The sequence below is a fragment of the Saccharopolyspora sp. NPDC000995 genome (assembly GCF_053599315.1).
This window is the reverse complement of record NZ_JBSFLZ010000027.1, coordinates 31,451-47,837: the sequence shown is the minus strand read 5'-3', so window position 1 is coordinate 47,837 and position 16,387 is coordinate 31,451. Positions and strand designations below refer to the sequence as shown.

At 69.2% G+C, this 16,387-nt stretch carries 18 protein-coding genes; 1 reads left to right on the top strand and 17 read right to left on the bottom strand.

All coding sequences use genetic code 11. From position 1 onward, the window contains the following. Window positions 1-349: 349 nt before the first annotated feature. Window positions 350-904 (top strand): M23 family metallopeptidase, encoded by a 555-nt coding sequence (locus tag ACWDKQ_RS12355; RefSeq protein ID WP_450138821.1) that lies wholly within the window; start codon window positions 350-352, stop codon window positions 902-904. Between the two features lie 146 nt (window positions 905-1,050). Here ACWDKQ_RS12355 and whiG read toward each other — a convergent pair whose 3' ends face one another. The 17 genes from whiG to ffh form a co-directional block, all read right to left on the bottom strand. Further along, window positions 1,051-2,049 carry an RNA polymerase sigma factor WhiG gene (whiG, locus tag ACWDKQ_RS12350; RefSeq protein ID WP_450138820.1) on the bottom strand — a complete coding sequence of 333 codons (999 nt, stop codon included), beginning with the start codon at window positions 2,047-2,049 and terminating at the stop codon, window positions 1,051-1,053. Continuing rightward, window positions 2,024-2,998 carry a tyrosine recombinase XerC gene (locus ACWDKQ_RS12345; protein WP_450138819.1) on the bottom strand — a complete coding sequence of 325 codons (975 nt, stop codon included), beginning with the start codon at window positions 2,996-2,998 and terminating at the stop codon, window positions 2,024-2,026. Before ACWDKQ_RS12345 ends, whiG begins: the two co-directional genes overlap by 26 nt. 123 nt (window positions 2,999-3,121) lie before the next feature. After that, window positions 3,122-4,279 (bottom strand): DNA-processing protein DprA, encoded by a 1,158-nt coding sequence (dprA, locus tag ACWDKQ_RS12340; protein ID WP_450138818.1) that lies wholly within the window; start codon window positions 4,277-4,279, stop codon window positions 3,122-3,124. Beyond that, window positions 4,279-5,793: a YifB family Mg chelatase-like AAA ATPase gene (locus tag ACWDKQ_RS12335; RefSeq protein WP_450138817.1), complete on the bottom strand. Its 1,515-nt coding sequence runs from the start codon at window positions 5,791-5,793 to the stop codon at window positions 4,279-4,281. Before ACWDKQ_RS12335 ends, dprA begins: the two co-directional genes overlap by 1 nt. Continuing rightward, window positions 5,794-6,195 (bottom strand): YraN family protein, encoded by a 402-nt coding sequence (locus ACWDKQ_RS12330; protein ID WP_450138816.1) that lies wholly within the window; start codon window positions 6,193-6,195, stop codon window positions 5,794-5,796. 355 nt (window positions 6,196-6,550) lie between these two features. Then, on the bottom strand, window positions 6,551-6,874 hold the full coding sequence (locus tag ACWDKQ_RS12325) for a DUF2469 domain-containing protein (protein WP_009943624.1): 324 nt from the start codon (window positions 6,872-6,874) through the stop codon (window positions 6,551-6,553). 33 nt (window positions 6,875-6,907) lie between these two features. Further along, the gene (locus ACWDKQ_RS12320; protein WP_450138815.1) at window positions 6,908-7,660 is read right to left on the bottom strand and encodes a ribonuclease HII; all 753 of its coding nucleotides are present in this window, start codon (window positions 7,658-7,660) and stop codon (window positions 6,908-6,910) included. Window positions 7,661-7,667: 7 nt separating this feature from the next. Continuing rightward, complete coding sequence (gene lepB, locus ACWDKQ_RS12315) at window positions 7,668-8,570, bottom strand: signal peptidase I (protein WP_450138814.1); 903 nt, start codon at window positions 8,568-8,570, stop codon at window positions 7,668-7,670. Window positions 8,571-8,863: 293 nt separating this feature from the next. After that, entirely contained in the window at window positions 8,864-9,223 is a 360-nt protein-coding gene (rplS, locus tag ACWDKQ_RS12310) for a 50S ribosomal protein L19 (protein WP_450138813.1), read from the bottom strand. Between the two features lie 192 nt (window positions 9,224-9,415). Then, on the bottom strand, window positions 9,416-10,222 hold the full coding sequence (trmD, locus tag ACWDKQ_RS12305; RefSeq protein WP_450138812.1) for a tRNA (guanosine(37)-N1)-methyltransferase TrmD: 807 nt from the start codon (window positions 10,220-10,222) through the stop codon (window positions 9,416-9,418). 71 nt (window positions 10,223-10,293) lie between these two features. Continuing rightward, window positions 10,294-10,833 (bottom strand): ribosome maturation factor RimM, encoded by a 540-nt coding sequence (gene rimM / locus ACWDKQ_RS12300; protein WP_450138811.1) that lies wholly within the window; start codon window positions 10,831-10,833, stop codon window positions 10,294-10,296. Between the two features lie 7 nt (window positions 10,834-10,840). Beyond that, window positions 10,841-11,080, bottom strand: coding sequence for an RNA-binding protein (locus tag ACWDKQ_RS12295; RefSeq protein ID WP_010305954.1), 240 nt, complete (start codon window positions 11,078-11,080; stop codon window positions 10,841-10,843). After that, window positions 11,077-11,529, bottom strand: coding sequence for a 30S ribosomal protein S16 (gene rpsP / locus ACWDKQ_RS12290; protein WP_450138810.1), 453 nt, complete (start codon window positions 11,527-11,529; stop codon window positions 11,077-11,079). Before rpsP ends, ACWDKQ_RS12295 begins: the two co-directional genes overlap by 4 nt. 189 nt (window positions 11,530-11,718) lie before the next feature. Further along, window positions 11,719-12,474: a CPBP family intramembrane glutamic endopeptidase gene (locus ACWDKQ_RS12285; protein ID WP_450138809.1), complete on the bottom strand. Its 756-nt coding sequence runs from the start codon at window positions 12,472-12,474 to the stop codon at window positions 11,719-11,721. 109 nt (window positions 12,475-12,583) lie between these two features. Then, window positions 12,584-13,438: a CPBP family intramembrane glutamic endopeptidase gene (locus tag ACWDKQ_RS12280; protein ID WP_450138808.1), complete on the bottom strand. Its 855-nt coding sequence runs from the start codon at window positions 13,436-13,438 to the stop codon at window positions 12,584-12,586. 201 nt (window positions 13,439-13,639) lie between these two features. Then, window positions 13,640-14,716, bottom strand: coding sequence for an amidohydrolase family protein (locus ACWDKQ_RS12275; protein ID WP_450138807.1), 1,077 nt, complete (start codon window positions 14,714-14,716; stop codon window positions 13,640-13,642). After that, the gene (gene ffh, locus ACWDKQ_RS12270; RefSeq protein ID WP_450138806.1) at window positions 14,713-16,269 is read right to left on the bottom strand and encodes a signal recognition particle protein; all 1,557 of its coding nucleotides are present in this window, start codon (window positions 16,267-16,269) and stop codon (window positions 14,713-14,715) included. The genes ACWDKQ_RS12275 and ffh overlap by 4 nt, the downstream gene beginning before the upstream one ends. Window positions 16,270-16,387 lie beyond the last annotated feature (118 nt).

Below are 16,387 nucleotides of genomic sequence, written 5' to 3'. Positions count from 1 at the left end.
CGGACCGGGTGGCCCGTCGCCCTGGTACCCGCCCGGCCTCCCCCCACCCGGGCTCGTCCAAGAGCTCGGGACCGCGAGGGCGCCGGTACCCTGCCGGGAGCAGCAGCGTCCGAAGCGTCGAACTCGATGCTGTTCCAACCGGTGGCCGACCGCGAAGTCGGTCTACCTGCGCAAGCTGGGCGTGCGGGCACGCGAAGTCGGTCCGTGCGGACACGAAACCGCGCTGACAGTGTACTGGACGCCCCAGCTGACCCGATCGTGGACTGCGAGTTGTCCACAGTCGCCGGGTTTGTCCACAGATCTTGGTTTCCCCCTGTTCGTCCAGGCCGTCTGCGGCCACGGTTGCACCATGCGCCTGTTGATCTACGTCCTCGTCTGCTGCAGTGCCGCCGGGCCCCTCTGCCTCACCGCAACGCCCGTCGAGCCGCTACCCACGGTTTCAGCCCGACCGCGTGTTGCGCCGGAGCCAGCGCCGCCGGTAGCCGCGCGGTTCGGCTGGCCACTGGCACCGCCGCCTGCCCTCGCGCGACCGTTCGAGGCCCCGGAGCACACCTTCGGCCCAGGTCACCGGGGTGTCGACCTCGCAGCAGAGGTCGGCCAGCCGGTGTTGGCGGCTGGGGACGGCATGGTCGTCTACGCGGGTTGGATGGTGGATCGCAACCTGGTGTCGATCGAGCACGCCGGGGGCCTGCGCACCACCTACGAGCCGGTCGCACCGGTGGTTGCGGTTGGCGACCAGGTCACCCGCGGACAACCCATCGGGCATCTGGAGCCAGGCCACCTGGGGTGCAACGCCGAACCGCCCCGGGCCTGCCTGCACTGGGGCGCCCGGCAGCGCCTGGACTACCTCGACCCGCTACGTCTGCTCGGCTTCGGCCACGTCCGGCTGAAACCGTGGCGATGACATCGCATCCGTGGTGATTCCATGGGAGGACGGACGTCGATTTCGCCTGGTATCTCCCGGGGAGCCGCTGCGGTGGGAAGTGACCCTGATGTTCCGCCACCCGCACCGCCGCGCAGAACAAGCCCGGAAACGACCTCGGCAGCAGGTTAGGCCTGTTCGGTGAGCTTGGTGCGGAGGCGGAGGACCGCGCGGGTGTGCAGCTGGCAGACCCGCGATTCGGTCACGCCGAGCACCTTGCCGATCTCGGCCAAGGTCAGGTTCTCGAAGTAGTAGAGGGTGACCACCACGCGGTCCCGCTCGCTGAGCCGCTCCACGGCCTCGGCCAGCTGGCGCCGGCTGTCCCGGTCTACCAGCGCCGCCACCGGGTCCTCGGCTCGGTCGTCGGGCAGCGTCTCGGCCAGCGAAGCCTGCGCCGGACCCGCACCGATCAGGTCGTCGAGCGCGATCACGCTGGTCATCTGCAACTGCGCGAACAGCTCCCGCAGCTCATCGAGGGACAACTCCAACTCGCTGGCCAGCTCGGCGTCGGTCGCGGTGCGCTGCAGCTTCGCCTCGAGGCGTTCGAGCGCCCGCTCCACATCGCGGGCCCGGCTGCGCACCGACCTCGGAACCCAGTCCTGGGCGCGCAGGTCGTCGAGGATGGCGCCGCGGATGCGCTGCATCGCGTAGGTCTCGAACTTCAGACCGCGTTCCGGTTCGAACTTCTCTATCGCGTCGACCAGCCCGAAGATCCCGGACTGGACCAGGTCGGAGACGTCGACGTGCGACGGCAGCCCGGTGCCCACTCGGCCGGCCACGTACTTGACCAATGGGGCGTAGTGCAGCACCAGCCGGTCCCGTAGTTCCTGGTCGCGACGCTGCCCGAAAGCCTGCCACAACGCGACTATTCCGGCCTCGACCTCGTCGCCGCTGCGGTGATCCCTGCCGGTGGCAGGCCCGGCGGACGCAGTGGGTTCGGTGGAATCAGCGGATGCGGCGGGCTCAGCGGTCGCCACGGACAGCCCCCGACACGATGCGCGGTCGCCGACATGGCCGTTGGTCGAGCCGCCTTGGTCACGGGCGGTCACCGATACCGAGGTCGATCTCGCGGCCACCGTGTCGGCGTCGCCCCCGGCGTGGTCAGGAACGGGGGTGAGTTCGGTCATGGATCGCCTTCAGCCGTTCAACGGTCACGTGGGTATAAAGCTGGGTCGTTGCGAGCGTAGCGTGACCAAGCAACTCCTGAACGCTACGGAGGTCAGCACCGCCCTCCAACAAATGGGTCGCAGCCGAGTGACGCAGCCCATGCGGTCCGACGTCCGGCGCACCGGACACCACGCCGACCGCGTCGTGCACAGTGCGTCGCACCGCACGGGGGTCGAGCCGTCCACCTCGGACACCCAGGAATAATGCGGCACCGGACGATTCTCGGGCCAGTTTCGGCCGACCGTCGGAAAGCCAGCGCCCGATCGACTGATCAGCTGGTACGCCGAAGGGCACGACGCGTTCTTTGTCTCCTTTACCGATCACGCGGATCAGCCGGCGCTCGCGGTCGACGTCGTCGACGTCCAGCCCGCAGAGTTCGGCGACGCGAACCCCGGTGGCATACAGCAGTTCGAGCACCGCGTGGTCCCGCAATGCCACCGGGTCCCCCTGATCCGCGCCCGCCGCAGAAGCCTGCATCGCCGAACCCGCTTGGTCAACGCGCAGCACTGAGGGCAGCTTCCGCTGCTTCGACGGCACCGCCAGTCGCGGCCCCGGGTCGACGGGCAGCAGCCCGCCACGGAACGCCCAGGCGGTGAAGGTGCGGGCCGAGGCGGTCCGCCGGGCGAGCGTCGCCCGGCTCGCGCCGTGCGCGTGCTGCGCCGAAAGCCATTCTCGCAGGATGGAAATGTCCAGGGCAGCAACGGTTCCGCCGTCCTCCGAGAGGGCCAGGTGCGCCAGCAGCGAGACGACGTCACCGATGTATCCGCGAACGGTGTGCGCGGACAACCGGCGTTGCGCAGCGAGGTGTCGTTCGAACACGTCGACCGCGGCGCCGAGCGACTCAGGCAGTTTCGCCCGAGCCACTCGTAGATCCGGTCTTCGCGGTTCGGCGGAACGTGGGCGGGCCATACCTCGAAGCTGGCCTTCGCACGGGCGTCGGTCAAGCATCGCCACGCCGAATCATGATCACTTGAATGGTGCGCGATTCGGCTTGCGCCACGGAAGTTCAGCTGTCAATACGTGATCGCGTGATCACTCCGTCGCGGACCACCCCCGTTCGAACCTGGTCACGAACCCGGCCAGTTCCAACTCCGGCAGCAGCGCGCGGACTTTGCCCAACGGCAGCCCCGAGTCCCGCGCCAGCTCCTCCGCGCTGGCGCAATCCGTACCGGTCAGAGAATCGTGCAGGCGTCGCGCATCCGGATGCAGCCCGTCAGTGCGGCGGTGCTGGGCAGGAATTTCGACCGCCGGCAACGCGCCGAGCGGGCTCAGCGACTCCAGGACCTCCTGGGTGCAGGTGACCAGCACGGCCTGACCGGACCGGACCATCCCGTGACAGCCCACGGAATTCTTCGACGTCACGGGCCCGGGCACGGCCAACACGGGCCGTCCCAACGCATCAGCGGTGTTCGCGGTGTTGGCCGCGCCGCTGCGGGCGCTGGCCTCGACCACGACGGTGGCTTGGCCCACCGACGCGATCAGCCTGTTCCGGACCAGAAAGCGGTGCTTCCGAGGCGGAGTACCCAGCGGATATTCGCTCACGACGACACCTTGATCGGCGATGGCGCGCAGCAACCTGCCATGCCCCGCCGGGTAATCGACGTCGACGCCGCAGGCGAGGAACGCAACCGTCAACCCTCCCGCTGCGAGCGCACCTCGATGCGCGGCTCCGTCGATGCCGTACGCAGCCCCGGAGACCACAGTGAACCCCGCAGTCGCCAGCCCGTGGCCGAACTCCGCCGCCACGTGCTCGCCGTAGCCGGATGCCGCTCTGGCACCGACCACGGCCACCGCCTGCTCCGCCGCTCCGGACAGCACCGCTTTGCCGCGGACCCACAACGCGATCGGCTCGGCCATCCCCGGCAGGTCGATCGATCTCGCCCCGGACAAGCCGTCGAATGCCTCGCGCGGCCATTCGGGGTCCTCCGGCACGACCAGCCGGACACCGGCGGACTCGGCGCCCGCCAGAAGCTGTTCGCCCGAGACGTGCCATCGCCGCGCCTCGACCTCCGCCGCGACGTCCGGCGGCGCCTTCTCCCGCTGGATCAGGCCGACTGCCCGGCACGGGCCGCGCTCCGCGACGAACCTGGCCAGCGCCGGGGCCGGCGGCTCGGCAACGGCAGCCAGGAAAGCCCTGGCGGCCAGCAACTCCCGCCTCGCCTTCTCCCCCATCACGGTCCACCTCGTCATCACGCCGCCCTCCTGTCCCGGAACTCCAAGGCCGCGGCCACGTGCTCCGCATCCGGCTGATCACTCCCGTCGAGGTCGGCCAGCGTCCACGCGACCCGCAGGCACCGGTCGGCACCCCGCGCCGTGATCGCGCCGACCTCCAGCCCCCGGTTCAGCAGCCCAGTCGCCTCGACCGGCAACGCGAACTCCCGCCGCAGCACCGGCCCAGGGACCTCGGTGTTGGTCTGCCACCCGTGTGCGGACCACCGCTCGCGCGCTGCCGCCCGCGCGTCCTCCACCCGCTTGCGCACTGTCGCGGTGCCCTCCGGCTCGGCGCCGCTGTGCACGGTCATCGCGGTGATCGGGCGCATCCGAACCCGCAGGTCGACCCGATCCAGCAGCGGCCCGGACAACTTGCCGAGGTAGCGCCGCCGAACCTGCGGCGGGCACTGGCAGTCCAGGTCGCGAGCCGGCGCGCACGGGCACGGATTCGTGGCCAGGACCAGCTGAAACCGTGCCGGGTAGCGCAGCGTGCCGTCGCGCCGGGCCAGCCGGACCTCGCCTTCCTCCAGCGCCGTTCGCAAGGCCTCCAACCGTTTCGGCCCGAGCTCGCAGGCCTCATCCAGAAGGAGCACCCCCCGATGCGCCCTGCTGACCGCGCCCGGTCGCGCCAGTCCGGTGCCGCCGCCGATCAGTGCCGGGATCGACAGCGTGGGGTGCGGCGCCACGAACGGTGGGGTCCGGATCAGCGCAGCCCCTGGCAGGTCGCCGGCGACCGAGCGGATCGCGGTGACCTCCAACGCCTCGGGCACGGTCAGGCTCGGCAGCAGCCCGGACAGCCGCTTGGCCAGCATCGTCTTGCCGGTGCCCGGCGGCCCGACCATCAGCAGGTGGTGGCCGCCCGCCGCGGCGACCTCCAGGGCCCACCTCGCCTCGGGTTGCCCCAGCACGTCGGAGAGGTCCGGCACGTCCTCGGTCGGCGGCTGGTCGACCCGCGGCGGTCGGCGATCGAGCTCGCCGAGTTCGCGTAGCCAGGCGACGACGTCCCGCAAGTGCCCCGCGCCGAGCACCTCGATGCCTTCCACCAGGTGCGCCTCGGCCAGTCCCTCGGCGGGCACCACCGCGTGGCGCATGCCCGCCCGGCGAGCGGTCAGGAGCGCGGGCAGCAGGCCGCGGACCGGCCGGATGCGCCCGTCCAGGGCCAACTCGCCGAACAGCACCGTCCCCGCCAGCCGGTGCGGCGGAACCAGTTCCGCCCCGGCCAGCACCGCGCAGGCCAGCGCCAGGTCGTACGACGTACCGGTCTTGGGCAGCGCGGCCGGCGACATCGCCAACGTCACGCAGCTCGCCGGCCAGTCCTCCTTACAGTTCTGGATCGCCGCGCGTACCCGGTTCTTCGACTCCTGCAGTGCCGTGTCTGGCAGGCCGAGGAGCTGAACAGATGGCAACCCGCCCTTGCGCACGTCGGCTTCTACCTCGACGAGCACGCCGTCCACTCCGAACAGCGCGACCGCCCAGGTCCGTCGCAGCGCCATCTAGAACACCCCCTCCAAGTGCTTGACGTGCGGCCGCTTGCCCGGCGGCCACAACACCGCCACGACGTCGAACCGCACCCGGCAACCCACCAGGCCACGCGCGGCCAGCCAGGACTGCGCGACGCTCCGGATCCGGTTGATCTTCTCCGGCGCGATCGCGTAGCTCGGTCCGCCGTAGTCCGTGCCGGAGCGCGCCTTGACCTCGCAGCACACCACGGTGTCGCCGTCGGTGGCGACGATGTCGATTTCTCCTTGCGGGCATTGCCAATTCCGGTCCAGCACGGTCAGGCCGCGGCGTTCCAGGAGCACTGCCGCCAGCCGCTCCCCCTCGGTGCCCAACGCATGTCTTCGGCTCCTGGTGTCGTCATCGGACAGCTGACCCACGACCTTCTTCCGGCGCACGGCTTCCTCCTCGATACGGGTTCGGGGTTTCCGTGCCGGTATCCGGAAGCGCAGGTGAGCGAGTTTCACCAAGTACGCAAAGGGATTCGGGCACGTCGATGCGTCCAAAGTGCCTGCATTCGGAACCGATCTCCAGTTATTTTCGAAATCTGTGGATTAATCCGTCCGCTGTGGACAACTCTCCTCACTCGAAGGAGTGGGAACAATTGTCATTCAAGCAAAAATCGCTTCGCATACTGCGAAATTTGCAGAATCCCCCGATACAGGAATTGGGGTCACGCAGCATTTGCACAACGGCATGCAAAAAAAGAAGCCCGGGCGGTCGGATTAGACCACCCGGGCTGCGAGACCGGGATCAGGAACCGAACGGGCCGCTCTCCGGCAGCCGGAGGTCTGGTTTGTCCAGCTCCTCGACATTGACGTCCTTGAACGTGATCACCCGCACGTTCTTAACGAACCGCGCCGGCCGGTACATGTCCCAAACCCACGCGTCCGACATCGCCACCTCGAAGTAGACCTCCGAGTCGGAGTTGCGCACCTGGACGTCCACGGCGTTGGCCAGGTAGAAGCGCCGTTCTGTCTCCACGACGTAGGTGAACTGCCCGACGATGTCGCGGTACTCCTTGTAGAGCTGCAGCTCCATCTCGGTCTCGTACTTCTCGAGATCCTCGGCGCTCATCGCTGTGCGAGCCCTTCTGCATTGCCGTTCGGACTACAACGCCTCATTGTCCACCACATCCCCCTCCGAAGCATCGAACAACCCGGGCTTGCTGGTCACGGTGCGCGGCGAGCGCATCCCGTGCCGCTGCGCCGCGGCCACCACGTTCGCGTAGGACCACCGGTGCTCGGTGCAGGGGCCGAACCGCGTCAGCCTGGCCGAGTGCACGGGCGTGCTGTACCCCTTGTGCTCGTCGAACCCGTAGTCGGGGAAGTCGACGTGGAGTTGCGCGATCATCAACCGGTCCCGGGTCACCTTCGCCAGCACCGACGCCGCGGCCACGCAGGCCGCGACCAGATCGCCCTTCACCACGGCCACGCTGGGCGTCGCCAGCCCCGACACGCGGAAGCCATCGGTCAGTACGTAACCCGGATGTGGGGCCAACTGCGCGACCGCGCGCCGCATGCCTTCCAGGTTCGCCACGTGGATGCCGAGCGCATCGACGTCCTCGGCCGGGATCACGATGGTGGACCAGCTCAGCGCCCGCTCAACCACCCGATCGTACAGGCGCTCTCGGTCGGCCTCCGAGAGCACCTTCGAGTCCGTCAGCCCGTCGAACCGCCGGGCGTCCCCCGGGCGGAGCGCGCACGCGGCCACCACGAGCGGACCCGCGCACGCGCCACGCCCGGCCTCGTCCACTCCTGCCACCGGCCCGAGGCCCCTGCGGTCCAACGCGCTCTGGAGGGCCCAGTTACCACTGCTGCGCCGGATCACCGACCTCGGCGGCCGGAACGCCGCCACCGTCACGTCGACGTCACTCCGACGACCGTCTCTTGTTCACCACACCGACGAGCCTACGACCCAGCCACAGCGTCGGGAACGCCGCGGCGAACCCGACGCCCATTGGCACCCCGGTCTGCCAGGCCGGTGCACCCAGCGCGGTGGTCTGCGGGTTCGGTTCCGGGATGCTCTGCCAGCGGGTCGGCGGCAACACGATCAGCTGGGCCTTGCCGATCACGTTCTCGACCGGCACGGCACCGTTGATACCGCCACCGCCCTGCACCCGCGAGTCCGCCGAGTCGTTGCGGTTGTCGCCCATCACCCACAGGTGCCCCGGCGGCACCGTCACCGGCTTGAACTCGTCCTGACCGACGCCGCGTCCGGGCTCCCAGTACAGGTACGGCTCGTTGAGCGGCTTGCCGTCGACCAACACCCGGTTCTGCGCGTCGCAGCACTCCACCGTCTGGCCGCCAACGGCGATCACCCGCTTGACAAAGTCCTTCTCGTCCGGAGCGCCGAAGCCCAGCAGCGACGCTGCGCCTTCGAAGAAGCCGGCGACGGGGTTGGACGGCTCATCCACCTCGAACTCGTTTTGCACCCAAGGCTGCGGGCCGCGGAAGACGACCACGTCGCCCGGTTCCGGCTCGCTGAACCGGTAGGTGACCTTGTCCACCAGCACCCGGTCGTTGTTGCAGCCGGTGCACCCGTGCAGGGTCTGCTCCATCGACTGCGACGGGATCACGTACACCCTGGCTAGGAACGCCTGGATGAGCACCGTCAGGACGAGTGCCGTGACGATCAGGATCGGCAGCTCGCGCCAGAACGAGCCCTTCTTCTTGCCCTTGGGCTTGCGACGGCGGGAACCATCCCCCGGCTCGTCCGGGGCACCGCTGGGGTGCTCCTTACCGTTGGGGTCTTCCGCTGATCCGCTGCGCATGACGTCGGCCACCTGGCCAGGCTACTGGAACCACGGCGGCCGCCCTCGCACTCCCCCGCCGCAGGCATCTGATTCAAACGCCCCGCGGAACCGGTTTGACGTGCCCTTTTCCGGTACATCCAATTCGAGGAAGCGGGCCGACATCACTCGTACCAGCCGGTGATCACTCGAAGGTGGAACACCCGACCGCCACCGGTGCCCGATCACCACCGGGCAAAACGCCCATCCACGGCATGCGAAACGGCCCAGGTGCGTGCACCTGGGCCGTCCGGTGGTTCCGAGTGGAACGCCGATCAGGAAGCCGACGCGGTCTCGCGCTTCTCCTTGATCTTGGCCTTCTTGCCGCGCAGCTCGCGCAGGTAGTACAGCTTCGCCCGCCGAACGTCACCGCGCGCCACGATCTCGATCTGCGCGATGTTCGGGGTGTGCACCGGGAACGTCCGCTCCACACCGACACCGAAGGAAATCTTGCGCACGGTGAAGGTCTCCCGGATGCCACCGCCGTGCCGACGGATGACCACGCCCTGGAAGACCTGGATACGCTCGCGCGAACCCTCGATGACGCGGACGTGGACCTTCAGCGTGTCGCCAGGCCGGAAGGCCGGAATGTCGGAACGCAACGACTGGGCGTCCAGCGCGTCCAGGGTGTTCATCGGTGGTCCGTCCTCATCCGTGTCGAAGGCACCCGTGTTCTCGCATGTCGATGACCCGACCTACTGGCGGGCACCGCCTGACACGGGGTGAACTTGCTTGTGAGCCCGCCGAACCTGACGTTCGGCTGCATCAACCGTTCCAGTGTGCCAGATCCGCATTTCGGCGTCTGAACCGACCCCACCGACGCGGGGTCAGCGCGGCGCGTCTCCGGCATTCCGGGACTCGTCGGAATGCTCCGACTCCCGCAGCTTATCGAGTTGCTCGCGGTCGGCTGCGTCCAGGGTCCCTACCGGCAGCGCGGCCAACAGATCCGGGCGCAGCCGGTAGGTCCGGGCCAGCGCCTGATCGCGCCGCCAGCGGGCGATCGCGGCATGGTTGCCGGAACGCAGCACGTCCGGCACGGCGTGCCCGCGCCACACCTCGGGGCGGGTGTAGCAGGGGCCTTCCAACAGGCCGTCGGAGAACGAGTCCTGCTCGGCCGACAGGGGGTTGCCCAGCACGCCTGGCAGCAGCCGGGCCACTGCCTCGATCATGACCAGCGTGGCGACCTCGCCACCGACCAGCACGTAGTCACCGATGGACACCTCCTCCACCGGCATCCTGGTGGCGGCGTCGTCGATCACCCGCTGGTCGATGCCTTCGTAGCGACCGCAGGCGAACACCAGCCAGGGCTCGGCGGACCAGCGGATGGCGGTGCGCTGGTCGAACGGCCGCCCGGCCGGGGTCGGCACCACCAGCCGCGGCGCGGGGGAATCGGCGGATGCCGCACCAGCGCCACAAACACCGTCCAGCGCTTCGCCCCAGACGTCCGGCTTCATCACCATGCCTGGGCCGCCGCCGTAGGGGCTGTCGTCCACGGCCCGATGCACGTCGTGCGTCCAGTCCCGCAGGTCGTGCACGCCGACCGCGATCCGCTTGCGTTCGATGGCCTTGCCCAGCAGCGCTTCCCGCAGCGGGGCCAGGTAGTCGGGGAAGATCGTGATGACGTCGATGCGCATGGGGCCCTCGAAAAGGAAACACCCCCACCGGGCGGCGAGGGCGGTTTTGCCTTGCTGTTGCCGGTGCGGCGTCACTCCGCGTCGAGCAGGCCTTCCGGCGGGTCTATGACGAGGCGACCGGCGGCGAGATCGACCTCGGGCACGATCTCGGCCACGAACGGCACCAGGACCTCCCGCCCGTCGGTGGTACGCACGGCCAGCAGCTCGCCACCGGGCGTGTGCAGCACGTCGCTCACCGCGCCCAACTCGTCGCCGGAGACCAGTTCGACCCGCAGGCCGGTCAGCTCGTGGTCGTGGAACTCGTCCGGATCATCGGTCGGTTCGAGGACGTCGGAGCGGACCGTGAGCAGCATGCCGCGCAGGTCCTCGGCGGCGTCCCGGCCCTCGACGCCCTCCGCGCGCACAAGTAGCCGCCCGGCGTGCTGCCGGGCGGCTGTCACCGTCAGGTTCTGCGCGCGGACCACCCCGCGCCGCTGGACCCCGAGCACCGAACCGGGAGCGAACCGCAGCTCCGGGCTGTCGGTGAGCACTTCGACGACGAGTTCTCCCCGGATGCCGTGCGGCCGCACAACGCGGCCGACGGCCAGGGTTTCCAGCTTGGGCTCGTTCATGGTGTGCTCAGCGGTCGGTGTCGACCACGTCGACCCGGATGCCGCGCCCGCCGATGCCGGACATCACGGTCCGCAGCGCCGTCGCGGTGCGCCCACCGCGACCGATGACCTTGCCCAGGTCGTCCGGGTTCACGTGCACCTCGAGGGTGCGACCGCGTCGGGTCGTTAGCAGCTGGACGCGGACATCGTCGGGGTTGTCGACGATGCCACGCACCAGGTGTTCAAGCGCGTCCGCGAGGACCGTCACGCCTGACCTTCCTCGGACTTCTGCTCTTCGACCTTGTCCTCAGCCTTGTCCTCGGCCTTCTTCGCCCCCTTCTTCTTCGGGGTGGTGGCCTCGGTGGTGGGCTCCTCGCCGGCGGCGAGGAGTGCGGCCTCGAACAGCTCCTGCTTGCTCGGCTTCGGCGCGGCGACCTTCAGCCGACCCTCGGCACCCGGCAGGCCCTTGAACTTCTGCCAGTCGCCGGTGATCTCCAGGATGTTCTGCACCGGTTCAGTCGGCTGCGCGCCGACACCCAGCCAGTACTGCACCCGCTCCGAGTTGACGATGATGCCGCTCGGGTTCTGCTTCGGGTGGTATTGCCCGATCGTCTCGATGGCCCGGCCGTTGCGGCGGGTCCGGGCGTCGGCGACAACGATGCGGTAGTGCGGCTCGCGAATCTTGCCGATCCGCGCGAGCTTGATCTTCACAGCCACGGGTGCTGGTGCTCCTCAGACTCTCGTTCGTGCTCCGGTGAGCATGCCCAAACCGCGTGGGGCAGCGGAAGGGAATGCTCGTACGTCAATGGGCCACAAGCGGTGAGAGGGACCCCTCGCGGCGAACAGCATCTCATTGTGCCAGATACCGCGACCGCCGTTGCCGCGGACCCGGGCCAGCAGGCACCGCTAGGCCGGGAGCAGACCGAGGGAGATCAGCAGCAAACCGAGCGCGGGCAGGAAGTTGTTCACCTGGTGCGCGACCACACTCGCCGTCAACCGCCCGGTGACCAGCCGGGCCACGCCGATCGGGATGGCGATCACCAGCAGCAGCACGGTGCGCTCCGGCTCCAGGTGGCCGATCGCGAAGACCGCGGTGCTGAGCACGAACGCGTTCAGCTGGCTCCAACGCAGCCGTTCCATCGCGCCCCAGAGCAGCCCGCGGTAAAGCAGCTCCTCGCACAGCGGCGCAACCAGCCAGATGTGCAGAAAAATCACCACCGCCAGCGCCGGTGGCAGCTGCACCCCGTCGATCAGGCTGCTCACCGTGGACTGCCCTTCGCCCGGGCCCATCCATTTCATCCACAGCATCGAGGCGATGGTCGTCGTGACCAGGCCGACGCCCCCGATGGCCAGGCCGGTGGTGACGTCCGACCAGTGCCATTCGAGGCCGAAGTCGAGTCGCGGACCGTTGCCGCGCACCACGGTGATCACCACGGCCACCGCCCCGGCCAGCACCGTCGGCAGCACCAGCATCACGACCAACGTCACGCTGTCGGGGCTGCCCAGCGCGGCGGCGAGCGTCACCGAGACCAGCACGAAGATTGCCTGCGCGAAGAAGAACGCGCCGAGCCCCCACCGGTGGGTCCGAGCCGACGCGGGCTCCGGTGCGGTGGGCGGCAGCGACGCGCTCGCAGCGGGCTCTGGCTGCTTCGGTGTGTTCACGGGAGCCTCCGTGGTGCCGATCGGCGGCCGCTTGACTGATCATGTCGGCGTGCGGACGCAGGCGGAGTCGCCAGGCTATACCCGCCGGTACCACCGACGGCAGCGATATTCAGCCGGCGACGGCGAACAGCAGCAAGGCGGGCAGGAAGTTGTTCGTGGCGTGCGCGATCATGCTCGTCGCCACCCGACCGGTGATCATCCGCGCGGCCCCGATTGCCAGGCCGCCGACGAACAGCACCGGCGTTCGCCACACTTCCTGGTGAATTAGCGCGAAGATCAACGAGGTCAGCACCAGGATCGCGTACCTCGGGATGCGGTAGTGCTCCAGGGCGCCCCAGAGCACACCGCGCATGAGCAGCTCCTCGGTCAGCGGAGCCCCGAGGAAGGCGAACAGCGCGAATAGGAACAGCCAAACGGTCCGCTCGCCCTGCATCAGCCGGGTCAGATCGGTCTCCGGAGGCGGCCCGGAGATGGCGATTATCACCACTGTCAGCACCCAGGAACCGAGCAGCGCGATGGCCCCGCAAGCCAGACCCACCTTGAAATCGCGCCGTTTCGGCAGGATGCCGAAGTCCGAGCGCAGCCCGTTGCCGCGCCACCAGGAGAACGCCGCGGGCACCAGGCCAAGCAGGATGTTCGGGGCGAAGGCCAGCAACAGCAGCGGCCCGGTGTTGGGCGGCGCTGTCGGGTCGAACCCGTTGGCGCGCGCCGGCCGGATCGCGTGGAGGATCAACACGACCAGGTAGTAGCCGCCGTAGCCGATGAAGAACGCCGCGAAACCCCAGGCCAGGGAACCGCGGCGGGCGGTCTCCAGCTGCGCCTCCCAGAACCGCGGATGCAGGTCCGCGTCGGTGGTGTCCTCAGCCGGGGGCATCGGTCGTGCGGCTGGCGTCGACGGCGGGGTGGCCGGTTCCTCGGGTGACTTCGGGAACTCCGGCTCTTCTCGCTCGGGCAGCTCACCCACATTAGCTCCCCTCTACGATTTCACCCTAGGTGCTCGACGAACGCGCTGCGCCGCGCACCCCACGATGACCTGGTAAATCGAAGATCGAACCTGGAAGCAACCGCCGGCGTGAAGGACGAAGGGCACCCTCGCCCGGCCGACACCCGGCCACGCCGGTCGAAGGTGTCCTCCATTCGGCCAAGATGCCCGTTGGGCCAGGGGTCATGCGCCGACGACGTTGCCGCGCAAGACGATCCGCTTCGGGTGGCGCAGGACCGCCAGGTCCTTGCGTGGGTCCTCGTCGTAGCAGACCAGGTCGGCCGGCGCGCCATGCTCCAGCCCGGACCAGCCCAGCCATTCGCGGGCGGCCCACGACGCCGCACCCAGCGCCTGCTCGGTGGACATCCCGACCCGGTGCAGCGCGAGCACCTCGTCAGCCAGCAGGCCGTGCGCGATGCCGCCACCGGCATCGGTGCCCGCGTACACCGGGATGCCCGCCTCGATCGCCTTCGCGACCGTTCGATCGGCCCGCTCGTAGAGGTCGGTCATGTGCGCCGCGTATGCCGGGTACTTGGTCGCGGCCGCCGCGAAGGACGGGAAGTTCTCGACGTTGACCAGCGTCGGCACCAGCGTCGTGCCGTGCCGGGCCATCAGCTCGACCGACTCGTCGGTCAGCCCGGTGCCGTGCTCGATGCAGTCGATCCCGGCCTCGATCAGGCCGGGCAACGCCGCCTCGCCGAAGACATGCGCGGTGACCCGGGCACCCAGCCGGTGCGCCGTCGAGATCGCCTCGGCCAGCACCTCGTCGCTCCACAGCGGCGCGAGGTCGCCCACCGACCGGTCGATCCAGTCGCCGACGAGCTTGATCCACCCGTCACCGTAGGCGACCTGCTCGGCGACCGCGGCGGGCAGCTGCTCCTCGTGCTCCAGCTGGTCGGCCAGGTAGGGGATGTAGCGCTTGGGCCGTGCCAGGTGCTTGCCGGCGCGGATGATCCTGGGCAGGTCCTCGCGTTCCTGCAGCAATCGGGTGTCGATCGGCGCGCCGCAGTCACGGATCAGCAGCGTCCCGGCGTCCCGGTCCGCTTCCGCCTGCGCCGCGGCCTCGTCGAGCTCCACCGGGCCGTGGGTGCCGATGCCGACGTGGCAGTGCGCGTCGACCAGGCCAGGCAGCACGAAACCGCCGTCGAACACGGTCTCGGCACCGGGGACCGGATCCAGGCTGATCAGCCCCTTGTGGACCCAAAGCTCCCGGTGCGCGCCGTCGGGCAGCACGACGGCGCGCAGGTGTAGGGAGGTCACTTTTTCTTGCCGAAGTTCAGCTTCGACGGGTCGAAGCCCGGCGGCAGGTCGTTCATGCCGCCTTCCAGCTTGGACAAATCCGGGCCCGCGCCGGGCATACCCATGCCACCCGGGGGAAGGCCGGGGAAGCCACCGGGCAAGCCGCGCATGCCCTTGGGCTGCGTCGGACCGCGCCCCTTCTTGCCCTTCTTCCCCTTCTTGCCCTTGCGGTTCTTGCTCCCGCCACCGCCACCGCCGCCGAAGCCGAAGCCGAAGCCGCCCGCCATCTGCTGCATCATCTTGCGGGCTTCGAAGAAGCGGTTGACCAGGTCGTTGATCTCGCTGATGGCCACTCCGGAGCCACGCGCGATGCGCTGCCGGCGGGAAGCGTTGATGATCTTCGGGTCGGCCCGCTCGGCGGGCGTCATGCCGCAGATGATCGCCTGGATGCGGTCCAGGCTCTTCTCGTCGAAGTTGGCCAGCTGCTCCTTCATCTGGCCCGCGCCGGGCAGCATGCCCAGCAGGTTCTGCAGCGGGCCCATCCGGCGGACCGCCTGCATCTGCTCCAGGAAGTCCTCCAGGGTGAGCTGGCCGGTGCCCAGCTTCTGCGCGGCCTGCTCGGCTTGCTCCTGGTCGAAGGCCTGCTCGGCCTGCTCGATGAGGGTGAGCAGGTCGCCCATGCCCAGGATCCGGTTGGCCATCCGGTCCGGGTGGAAGACGTCGAAGTCCGCCAACTGCTCGCCGCTGGAGGCGAACATGATCGGCTGCCCGGTGACCTCGCGGACCGACAGCGCGGCACCACCGCGGGCGTCGCCGTCGAGCTTGGTCAGCACCACGCCGGAGAACCCGACGCCGTCGCGGAAGGCCTCGGCGGTGTTCACCGCGTCCTGGCCGATCATCGAGTCCAGCACGAACAGGATCTCGTCCGGGGTGATCGCGTCCCGGATGTCGGCGGCCTGCTTCATCATCTCTTCGTCGATGCCCAACCGGCCGGCGGTGTCGACGATGACGATGTCGTGCTGCGCCCGGCGGGCCTCGTCGATGCTGCGGCGGGACACCTCGACGGGGTCGCCGACGCCGCTGCCGGGCTCCGGCGCGAACACCGGTACACCGGCACGCTCCCCGACCACCTGGAGCTGGTTCACCGCGTTCGGGCGCTGCAGGTCGCAGGCCACGAGCAGTGGGGTGTGGCCCTGCCCTGCGAGCCACTTGGCGAGCTTGCCGGCCAGCGTGGTCTTACCGGAACCCTGCAGACCGGCCAGCATGATCACGGTCGGCGGCGTCTTGGCGAACTCCAGCCGACGGGTCTCGCCGCCGAGGATGGTAACCAGTTCCTCGTTGACGATCTTGATGACCTGCTGCGCCGGGTTCAGCGCCTGCGAGACCTCGGCACCCTTGGCGCGATCCTTGACACCCTTGATGAAGCTGCGCACCACGGGAAGCGCCACGTCGGCTTCGAGGAGGGCGATGCGGATCTCCCGCGCGGTGGCGTCAATGTCCGCGTCGGACAGCCGCCCCTTGCCGCGCAGGTTCGTCAGGACCGAGGTGAGCCGGTCGGAAAGAGTGTCGAACACGGGTTCACGGGCTCCAGAGTCGATGGATGTACCTGGGTACCTATGCGAGGGTAACCGGCCGGACCAGTGACCCGGCTTTGGCCCGGGAGCGCAACTTCGCGAGGAATCGCGTGACCGT